The sequence below is a fragment of the Pseudomonas sp. FG86 genome (assembly GCF_057808775.1).
This window is the reverse complement of sequence record NZ_JBMDIS010000008.1, coordinates 167102-176467: the sequence shown is the minus strand read 5'-3', so window position 1 is coordinate 176467 and position 9366 is coordinate 167102. Positions and strand designations below refer to the sequence as shown.

Annotated in this window: 8 protein-coding genes; 2 read left to right on the top strand and 6 right to left on the bottom strand. The window is 60.9% G+C overall.

The annotated features are described in order from the left end of the window. Nucleotides 1-200: 200 nt before the first annotated feature. Nucleotides 201-1295 (bottom strand): PLP-dependent cysteine synthase family protein, encoded by a 1095-nt coding sequence (locus ACODSV_RS08495; protein ID WP_150054367.1) that lies wholly within the window; start codon nt 1293-1295, stop codon nt 201-203. Between the two features lie 217 nt (nt 1296-1512). Here ACODSV_RS08495 and nhaA point away from each other — a divergent pair, with 217 nt between their 5' ends. Continuing rightward, nucleotides 1513-2688: a Na+/H+ antiporter NhaA gene (gene nhaA, locus ACODSV_RS08490; protein ID WP_024073877.1), complete on the top strand. Its 1176-nt coding sequence runs from the start codon at nt 1513-1515 to the stop codon at nt 2686-2688. 159 nt (nt 2689-2847) lie between these two features. Here nhaA and ACODSV_RS08485 read toward each other — a convergent pair whose 3' ends face one another. Then, complete coding sequence (locus ACODSV_RS08485; RefSeq protein WP_003189251.1) at nt 2848-3312, bottom strand: outer membrane lipoprotein; 465 nt, start codon at nt 3310-3312, stop codon at nt 2848-2850. Nucleotides 3313-3469: 157 nt separating this feature from the next. On the opposite strand from ACODSV_RS08485, the gene ACODSV_RS08480 reads away from it, so the two are divergent. Then, nucleotides 3470-3712 (top strand): hypothetical protein, encoded by a 243-nt coding sequence (locus ACODSV_RS08480; RefSeq protein WP_024073876.1) that lies wholly within the window; start codon nt 3470-3472, stop codon nt 3710-3712. Nucleotides 3713-3774: 62 nt separating this feature from the next. Here ACODSV_RS08480 and pdxH read toward each other — a convergent pair whose 3' ends face one another. The 4 genes from pdxH to ACODSV_RS08460 form a co-directional block, all read right to left on the bottom strand. Beyond that, nucleotides 3775-4422, bottom strand: coding sequence for a pyridoxamine 5'-phosphate oxidase (pdxH, locus tag ACODSV_RS08475; protein ID WP_024073875.1), 648 nt, complete (start codon nt 4420-4422; stop codon nt 3775-3777). A 27-nt stretch (nt 4423-4449) separates the two neighbouring features. After that, complete coding sequence (locus ACODSV_RS08470; RefSeq protein WP_150054371.1) at nt 4450-5610, bottom strand: OmpA family protein; 1161 nt, start codon at nt 5608-5610, stop codon at nt 4450-4452. 143 nt (nt 5611-5753) lie between these two features. Then, nucleotides 5754-6899 carry an EstA family serine hydrolase gene (locus tag ACODSV_RS08465; RefSeq protein WP_024073873.1) on the bottom strand — a complete coding sequence of 382 codons (1146 nt, stop codon included), beginning with the start codon at nt 6897-6899 and terminating at the stop codon, nt 5754-5756. 82 nt (nt 6900-6981) lie between these two features. Beyond that, nucleotides 6982-9276 (bottom strand): beta-galactosidase, encoded by a 2295-nt coding sequence (locus tag ACODSV_RS08460; RefSeq protein ID WP_024073872.1) that lies wholly within the window; start codon nt 9274-9276, stop codon nt 6982-6984. Between the last annotated feature and the right edge of the window lie 90 nt (nt 9277-9366).

Here is a 9366-nt window from a genome sequence, read left to right as displayed (position 1 = left end):
TATTGGGGCCGCTTCGCAGCCCAACGCGGGGCAAGCCCGCTCGCCACAACAAGCCAGCCCCCCACACCAAGCCAGCCCCCACAACAATCCCGATCACCACAAAAAATCGGTCATTAAAGGAAAGATTTAATCCTTAATAATCAATAATTTATTTCATGCCGGAGGGACCTACCCCCTCCCACATCAGGCTTTGCGTCGGATCAAATATTTGCGCGCAGGATGTTGGCCGGCAACAGCTCGCCCCGCTCCACACTGGCCGCAACGGCCGTAATCAAGCCATCCAATTCATATCCCTGCCCCAGCAGCCACGCCTGGTCGTAATAGGTGGTGGCATAGCGCTCGCCCCCATCACACAAGATCGCCACGATCGAACCTGACTCCCCTGCCGCCTTCATCTGCTGCGCCGCCACCAATGCGCCAATCAGGTTGGTCCCGCTGGAACCCCCGACCCGCCGCCCCAAACGCTCGGCCAGGTAATGCATGGCCGCCAACGACAGTGCGTCCGGCACCTTGACCATCGCATCAATCACCTTGGGCAGGAACGACGCCTCGACCCGTGGGCGACCAATCCCTTCGATCCGCGAGCCGCAGTCCAGGCGCAGGCTGGCGTCACCGCTGAGGTAGTAGTCAAAAAACACCGAGCGCTCGGCATCGGCACACAATACGCGGGTGCAATGCTGGCGATAGCGCACGTAGCGCCCTAGGGTCGCAGTGGTACCGCCAGTGCCGGGGCTGGAAATCAGCCAGCTCGGTTCCGGATGTCGCTCAAAGCGCAGCTGCTGGAAGATCGACTCGGCGATGTTGTTGTTTGCCCGCCAATCGGTCGCGCGCTCGGCGTAGGTGAACTGGTCCATGAAGTGACCACCACTTTCCTTCGCCAGGCGTTCGGACTCGGCATAGATCTGCGTCGGATCCTGTACCAGATGGCTCTTGCCACCATAGAAAGCGATCTGGGCGATCTTTTCCTGGGAGGTGGTGGCAGGCATCACCGCAATAAACGGCAGGCCGAGCAGGCGCGCAAAGTAGGCTTCCGAAATCGCCGTCGAACCGCTGGATGCTTCGATCACCGGTGCTCCCGGCTTCAGCCAGCCATTGCACAGCGCATACAGAAACAGCGAGCGCGCCAGGCGATGCTTCAGGCTCCCGGTGGGATGGCTGGACTCGTCCTTGAAGTACAACTCGATACCCGGAAAGCCCGGCAGCGGCAGAGGTATCAAGTGCGTGTCAGCGCTGCGCTGGAAGTCCGCTTCAATGATGCGAATGGCTTCGCGGGCCCAGGGACGATGGTCACTCATGAGGGAAGATCTCTAAGAATTTCAGCCCCAATCTTAGGATGTTTCCTACACTGCACACAGATACAGTGACGACTCAATTGGACACACAATTGCTAGGCTTTGGCGCAATGCCAGGGTACCCCATCCCTTATAACAAATAAGAATATAACTTTTGTTTTAACAACTAACAGTACGGGTTAGGGTACCCACCTATTGAATCTGGATTGGAGAGCATCCCTTGGCTCTGCGTAGCACTTTTACCCGTTTCTTCCAGCTGGAAGCCGCCAGCGGTCTGTTATTGATCGCGGCGGCCGCCTTGGCGCTGATCATCAACAACTCACCGCTGTCCCACCTCTACGGGGCCTTTCTCGAGGTACCGGTGGTGGCCCAGATTGGCGCGCTGAACATCGCCAAGCCCGCGCTGTTGTGGATCAACGACGGCCTGATGGCCTTGTTTTTCCTGCTGATCGGCCTGGAGGTCAAGCGCGAGCTGCTGGACGGCCACTTGTCCAAGCCATCGCAAGTGGTCCTGCCGGGCGCTGCGGCCATCGGCGGCATGGTGGTACCGGCGCTGATCTACTGGGCGATCAACAAGGATTACCCGGCGGCGCTCTCCGGCTGGGCCATCCCCATGGCCACCGACATCGCTTTCGCATTGGGCGTGCTGGCCCTGCTGGGCAAGCGTGTGCCGGTGTCGCTGAAGCTGTTCCTGATGACCCTGGCAATTATTGACGACCTTGGCGCGATCATCGTGATTGCCGTGTTCTATTCCGCCGACCTCTCCGGTGCCGCCCTGGCCGGCGCGGGGATGTGCTTGATCGCCTTGATTGCCATGAACCGCCTAGGTGTGATCAAGCTCGCGCCTTACCTGATCATCGGGTTGATCCTATGGGTGTGCGTGCTGAAAAGTGGCGTGCATGCCACCTTGGCCGGCGTGACATTGGCGTTCTGCATCCCGATGCGTACCAAGAATGCCGAACCTTCGCCGCTGCTGACCCTGGAACACGCGCTTCACCCATGGGTGGCCTACGGCATCCTGCCGCTGTTCGCCTTCGCCAACGCCGGCGTGTCCCTCAACGGCGTCAGCCTGGAAAGCTTTACCCACCATGTGCCCATGGGCATCGCCCTGGGCCTGCTGATCGGCAAGACCATCGGCGTGTTCGGCCTCACCTGGCTGGCCATCAAGACCGGCCTCGCTGCCCTGCCCAGCGGTGCCAACTGGGGCCAGGTATTTGGCGTGGCGATCCTGTGCGGTATCGGCTTCACCATGAGCCTGTTTGTCGGCTCACTGGCCTTTGTGCCGGGCGCCAGCGAGTTTGCCGGGGAAGATCGAATGGGGATCCTGACCGGGTCGATATTGGCGGCATGTATTGGGTATGGCGTGACGGCGATGGCAAGTCGCAAGAAGGCCTGAGAGGTTCGGCGACGCGCATCATTGTAGCGAGGGAGCTTGCTCCCTCGTCACAGGTCGTGCGTACCTGGACAGACACAACGCCAGCCGCGCACTGGCCGCCCCCATAAAAAAACCCCAACCAGTCACCCGGTTGGGGTTTTGTGTTTCTACGACTGACGTTTAGCGAGTCACGCGGCTGGTGCCATCAACGGTCATGATGCGCACGCGGTCGCCGATGCGGAAGATTTCATTTTCCTGCACGGCCTGTACGTAGGCGCGCATGCTGCCGTCGTCTTCACGAACGGTGATTTCCACGCCCTGGGTACGGGTCAGGCCTTCTTCAGTGGCCGAACCCAGCAGGCCGCCAGCAACGGCGCCGATGACTGCGGTAACGATACTGCCACGGCCGCCGCCGATGGCGCTGCCGCCGACACCGCCGATGACTGCACCCGCTGCGCCGCCGATTGGGGTCTTGGTGCCTTCGATTTTCACCGGACGCAGGGATTCAATGGTCCCCATGCGAACGGTCTGCACACGACGCGCTTCGTCACGGGAGTACGAGTCGCCGGTCAGACTCGAAGCGCAGCCACCCAGCAGCAGCGACAGGGTGGTAAAGCAGGCAACCAGTAAAACGGACTTACGCATAGCATCAACTCCAAAGGACAGGTATTCATTAGACGCTGCAGCTTGACGCCTGTCACGGCAAGCCCGGCAGAAAATTGCTTTCATTCAGCCTGAGTACAGACTGCCAGTACCCAAAATACCGACGAACGGTAGCACGCTCAACATAACCAGGAACTTCATGGATTATTTCATCATTGTAGTCATTACCGCCGCTGGTCTGTACTTCCATGGTTGGTTGTACGTGCGCATCAGGCGTTGGATAGACCGCGACCTGGCGCTGTCCCTGGCGGGCAACGACCTGCACAAGCGCGCCTTTATGCTGCAACAGCTAGAGAAGGCCCGGGCCTTGAAGATCAAGCGGAACGACCTGCCGCTCTGGCTAAAGAACGCCGCACAGCACTACACGCCCGAAGACTCTTGAACAGAGACTTCGGTGTGATCGGCTTGATTCAGGAGAGATGACGAAAGGCGCCGCTCAGGGCGTCAGGGCGCCAGGCGCTCGCGGGTCCAGTCCGCGCCTTGCAGGCGATAGTTCAGGCGGTCATGCAGGCGGCTGGCGCGGCCTTGCCAGAACTCGATACGCTCGGGCAGCAAACGGTAGCCACCCCAGTGCTCGGGGCAGTCGGGCTGGGTGTCGCTGAAACGCTGTTCGGTAGCCTTGAGCAGTTCCTGCAGCGCCTCGCGATCACGAATGACCTGGCTCTGCGGGGAAGCCCACGCGCCCAGGCGACTGCCCAGGGGGCGGACCTGGTAATAGGCGTCCGACTCTTCGGGCGTCACCTTGACGACCCGCCCTTCAATGCGCACCTGGCGCTCCAGGGTCGGCCAGAAAAAGGTCATGGCCGCGAACGGCCGCGCCGCGAGCTGTTCGCCCTTGGCGCTCTGATAGTTGGTAAAGAAGGTAAAGCCCTGTGCATCCAGGCCCTTGAGCAACAGGATGCGACAGTGCGGACGACCGTCCTGGTCTACCGTGGCCAGGGTCATGGCATTGGCCTCCACCGGTGGCTGCTCGGTTTTCACCGCATCGGCAAACCACTGGTGAAACAAGGCAAACGGCTCATCCGGGGCCTGGGCCTCGCTCAAACCGTCCCGTGTGTAGTCACGGCGCATATCGGCCAGTGCCTGGGTCATGCGACTTTATCCTTCTGGTTCAACGGATCAGTTTTTCGCCTGGTCGTTCGCCGCCGGCGTAGCAGCCTTGGCTTTGGCCGGAGCCGGTTTCTTCGCAGCCGGCTTGGCTGGGGCCTTTTTGGCAGCTGGCTTGGCGGCGGCTTTCTTGGCGACAGGCGCCTTTTTCGCCGCAGTCTTGGCAACCGGTGCCGGCGCTGGAACATCCTGCACGGCAACCATTTCAGCGACAGGTGGCGTCTTGCCGGAGTTGTACTTACTCAGCAAGGCCAACATCGTTGTACGCTGAGTGAACATGATTTCCATGCGACGATTCAGCGCACGCCCCTGATTGCTGTCGTTGGCGGCACGCGGCATAAGGTCGCCCATGCCACGCAGCATCAAGCGGTCTTGCTTCAGGCCGCTGAGGCTGAAAATCGAAGCGATGGACTGCGCGCGCTCCTTGGTCAACGCCTGGCTGGCCGGAGCGGAACCGGTGGCATCCACGTGGCCCAGCACCAGTACGGCGGTTTTCGGATCGGCTTCAACAGCCTTGGCAACGCGGGTGAACGGGCCCAGGGTAACCGGCAACAACATCGCCGGGCGTTTCGGGTTGTAGGAGCCGTCTACCGGGGCAATCACCACCAATACGTTATCGCGGCGCTCCAGTTGCAGGTTGCTGTCCTTGATAGCGGCGCGCAGGCGCGGTTCATAGTCGTCCAGCCAGGCCTGGGTGATTTTCGGGTCGGGCATCGGTACGTTGGTCACGTCGACCTTGGCCAGTGGCTTGGGCTTGCTTTCGAACGGCCACCACCAGTGGGTTTCGGTGTCATTCTTGGCGACAGCTGGCGCGGCGGCGGGTGCCGGCGTCGCGGCCTTGAGGTCGGCCGTCAGGTCAGCCTTGGCATCGGCGGCCTTTTCGTCGGCACTCTTGGAGGAGAAGGGCCACCAGCTGGAGCCGGTGTCAGCCTTGGCAACCGGGGCTGGGGCTGGGGTTGGGGCAACAGCAGCAGCGACCGGGGCAGCAGGCTTGGCGCCAGCGGCAGGTTTAGCGTCCGGCTTGGCGTCGGTTTGGCTCACTGCGTCCTTGGTGGCAGCCTTATCAGATCCAAATGACCACCAATGCCCCCCTTCGGCATCATTTTGTGGAGTTTGTGCGCAACCAGTAATAGTGAGGCACAGCGCCAGTGCCAAGGACTTGTTCGATAACATGAGATATCCACAAAATGAGAAAAAAACCGGGGGTCTGGATGACCCGTTAAACAGACGCTTCCAGAACATTAAAGTTACAACATTTCGCTCAGCGTCTTCTTATACTTGCATTTGTAACAAAAAAACGTGAAACAGCAAGGGGTTTACAGACAACCGGCCAATATTCCGACCAACTTCTGCGCACGAGGGTCCATAAGTACATACGGCCCCAACGTATTAGTCACAAAACCGAACGCAACATCATGTTCAGGGTCGGCAAACCCCACCGAACCACCCGCGCCAGGGTGCCCAAACGCACGCGGGCCAAGGCCGAAGGTTGCATTGGGCAACTGCGGTTGATCCAACATGCAGCCCAGGCCAAAACGGGTCTGAGTCAATAAGGTTTTATCCGGCCCAATACTGTGTTCACGAGTCAATTGTTCGAGCATGTCGCTTTCCAGCAAACTACCGTCCAACAAACCGCTATAAAAACCCGCCAGGCTGCGCGCATTACCGTGACCATTTGCCGCCGGCTGCTGCATGCGTCGCCATTCGGGTTTATTGGTGCTGGTCAGAATAGAAGGTGGGTTGGCAAATGCCCGCGTCGTCATGGCGTTCGGTTCACGCATCATTACTTGCAGTAAACGTTGTGCGGCTTCATCGCCCATATTGCCTTTACTGCGCGCTATATGAGCCACGCGATAAAACTCTTCATCCGCCAGCCCTACATGGAAGTCCAGTCCCAACGGCCGCGCAACCCGCGCCACGATGGATTCACCCGGGCCGCGCCCGTCGGCACGGCGCAGCAATTCGCCGACCAGCCAACCATAGGTGATTGCCTCGTAGCCATGGCCTTGGCCCGGTGTCCACCACGGCGCTTCGGCCGCCAGGGTGTCGACCATGCGTTGCCAGTCGTATAGCGCTTCGGCGGGCAGCATTTCGCGGATCGCCGGCAATCCGGCCTGGTGGCAGAGCAACTGGCGCAGGGTGATGGTTTCCTTCCCCGCCGCCGCAAACGCTGGCCAATAATCGGCCACTGGCGCATCCAGCTTCAGTTTGCCTTCGGCGACCAATTGCAGGGCCGTGACCGCAGTAAACGTCTTGGTGCACGAGAACAGGTTGACGAGGGTGTCGCTGTGCCAGGCCTCGGCACCATCCTTGTCGGCGGTACCGGCCCACAGGTCGACTACCGTTTCCCCGCCGATCTGGATGCAAAGCCCGGCACCACGCTCCTGCGGGTCATCGAACAAGGCGGCGAACGCTTCACGTACCGCTTCGAACTGAAGTTCGTAATGACCCTGAACCTGCACCTAAGCCCCCTCGGAAAACGCCATAAAAAGTGGCTGACATTGTTCCAGCCCTTGTAGGATTTGTGAACCCGTCACCACTGAATCAATGACCATTTCCAGAGTGCCCGCCGGCGTGCCCAGCGCCCTGCCCCGCACCTTTGCCATCATGCGCGTTGCCGCCTTCGTGCTCATGCACTGCACTGGCCGCCTTGGCCTTTTCGGCTTCCTTGCCCAGTTGGTCGACCGCCGCCAGGTTGCTCTTGCGCACGCTGTCGACAAACCCCTGGAATGGGATATCGGTAATGCCAACCAAGCCGAAGTGGCCGTTTTCACCGTCCAGCAGGCGACCGGTAACCGGTTGGTCCAGGTACTGGAACCAATGCACGCCGACGATCGACGGCTCGGCCATGGCCTGCTTGAGGAAGGTCGCATACGCCGCCCCCCGGTCTTCCTCCCTGGCCAACTGCGTCACACCGCCCCAGAACGGGCCACGGTCTGCAGAGCCGAAGTTGAATTCGGTGATCAACACGGGCTTGTCCAATGCGCGCAACGCAGCGAAGTCATAACCGTCCTGAGGCTTGAGCGTGTACATGTTGAAGCTCAACACGTCGCAATACTGCGCACAGGAGGCCACGGCTTCCGGCGTACTCACGGCGTAACGGCCACCCAGCAGCAACTGGTTGGGGGCATGCCACTTCAACGAATCGGAAATGGTCTTGAAATAGGTGTCGGCGAAGGTTTTCTGGAAATATTTGAAGTCGGCTTCGATTTCCGGGTGCTCAGGACTCGGCATCGGCGGTTCGAAGCCTGGGTCTTCCATCAACTCCCAGCCCGCCAGGTGGATACCCCAGGCCCTGGAGAGGCCTTCTTCATTGCGGTACTTGTCGCGCAATTGCTTGAGGAACGCACGTTTGGCCGGGACGTCGGTGGTCATGCGCAACGTGCCGTAGGCCAGGGCATAGCGTGACTTGGGATCATCACCGGGGCCGGCCCAGGCCAGTTCGTTGTCGGCAAAGAAGCCGATCAGCCACGGGTCATCGCGGTGATCGCGGGCAGCGATGGCTACGGCGCGCTCAGTGGCCATGGCGAAGCGAGGGTCGAACGGGTCGGGCATGCCGCCCCACCAATCGGTACCGGTGCTGATGCTGGCGTAATCGCCGACGATCGATAGCGGCAAGGTGTACGGTACGCGGTCGGCGGTGGCCAGGTCCGCGGCGCTCCAGTTGCCGATGGTGTTGAAGCCCCAGGCCTGCAGGCGGTCGAGGGTGTGGCTGATCCAGCGCTTCTGGTCGTAACCATCAGTGTCGTAGGTACGCTGCAGGTTGGCGCGGTAGAAATCGTACCAGCGCCCCGCCGCAAAGCTGCGGCCTTCGCCCGCGCCATTGCCGGTGCGATGATCGCTGCTGCCATAGTACTTGTCGAAGGGTTCACCAGCCTGGGGCAACGCCCCGAACATCCATTCACGCCCCGCCACGTAGGTCTGGTTGTTATCCGACGCCACGGTGTTCACGCCCAGGGAGTAGAACGGGTGGCCTTCCGGCGTCACCAGGTACCAGCGACCGTCACGTTTCTCGGTGCGGAAAAAGCCGCTGGCATCGAACGCCGGCCCTTTGTTCCAACCGCCGTATTGATCCAGTGCGGACTTATCCCGCTCGGCCAGCCACGTCTTGAGCTGTTGCTGCTCCTTGGCAGCGGCGGCCTTGAGTTGTTCGTCGCTGCTGACCTTTTCCGGCCAGCGCGCACGCGTGGATTGACCATAGGCGTCCACCAGGTTGCTGTAGGCAGCCTTGAACGCTGGCTCGCTGTCCTGCACGCCGAAGCGCTCCAGCAGGATGCTTTGCGCAACATTGGGCTTGATCATCGACAGGGTCACCGAGACCACCTGGCTGCGGTCGATCTCCCCGGCGCTGCTGGCCAGCAACACGCGCTGGCCGTCGACGGTGATCGGCATCGGCGGGCCCGCCTTCATGCCCTGGCTCAGCGGCGAGTTGGCTTGCAACGGAACCAGTAGGGTCTGGGCCGGGCCCGCAGGCAGGTCGATGCGACTGACCAGGGTCTTGCCGTCGTTGCTCTGCACCTTGACGTACAGGGTCAACGCCCAGTCCATGGCACTCTGGATACGCAGGCTCATGGCGCCGGACTGCGACCAGTCCCACACGCCGCTTTGCGGGCTCAGCACCAGGCTCGGTTCGGCGGCCGGGTTGAACGTGATGCGGCGCAGCACCTCGCCTTCCGGGGTTTGTTCGGCGTTGTATTGCGGCAGGCTGGCGTCCTGGGTCGCCACCTTGACCACATCGGCAGGCCGGACGAAGTTGAACAATGTTTGTTGCCCGCTGGGCGCGGCCATCAAGGGCGCGGCGAACAGCAGGGCAAAAAGGGCGGGCAGCGTGCGAATCATACGAGCAAGGTTCTCCCAAACGGCCGGTGAATGGCCTGATGACATAAAGCGATAGCAGTGAGATAGACCACGAAGTGGGCGAATTCGCCC

Bases quoted from the DNA above. Each gene is read 5' to 3' on its own strand.
- ACODSV_RS08480 (WP_024073876.1), top strand. From the start codon at position 3,470: ATGGATTATTTCATCATTGTAGTCATTACCGCCGCTGGTCTGTACTTC.
- ACODSV_RS08470 (WP_150054371.1), bottom strand. From the start codon at position 5,610: ATGTTATCGAACAAGTCCTTGGCACTGGCGCTGTGCCTCACTATTACT.
- ACODSV_RS08485 (WP_003189251.1), bottom strand. From the start codon at position 3,312: ATGCGTAAGTCCGTTTTACTGGTTGCCTGCTTTACCACCCTGTCGCTG.
- ACODSV_RS08495 (WP_150054367.1), bottom strand. From the start codon at position 1,295: ATGAGTGACCATCGTCCCTGGGCCCGCGAAGCCATTCGCATCATTGAA.
- pdxH (WP_024073875.1), bottom strand. From the start codon at position 4,422: ATGACCCAGGCACTGGCCGATATGCGCCGTGACTACACACGGGACGGT.
- ACODSV_RS08460 (WP_024073872.1), bottom strand. From the start codon at position 9,276: ATGATTCGCACGCTGCCCGCCCTTTTTGCCCTGCTGTTCGCCGCGCCC.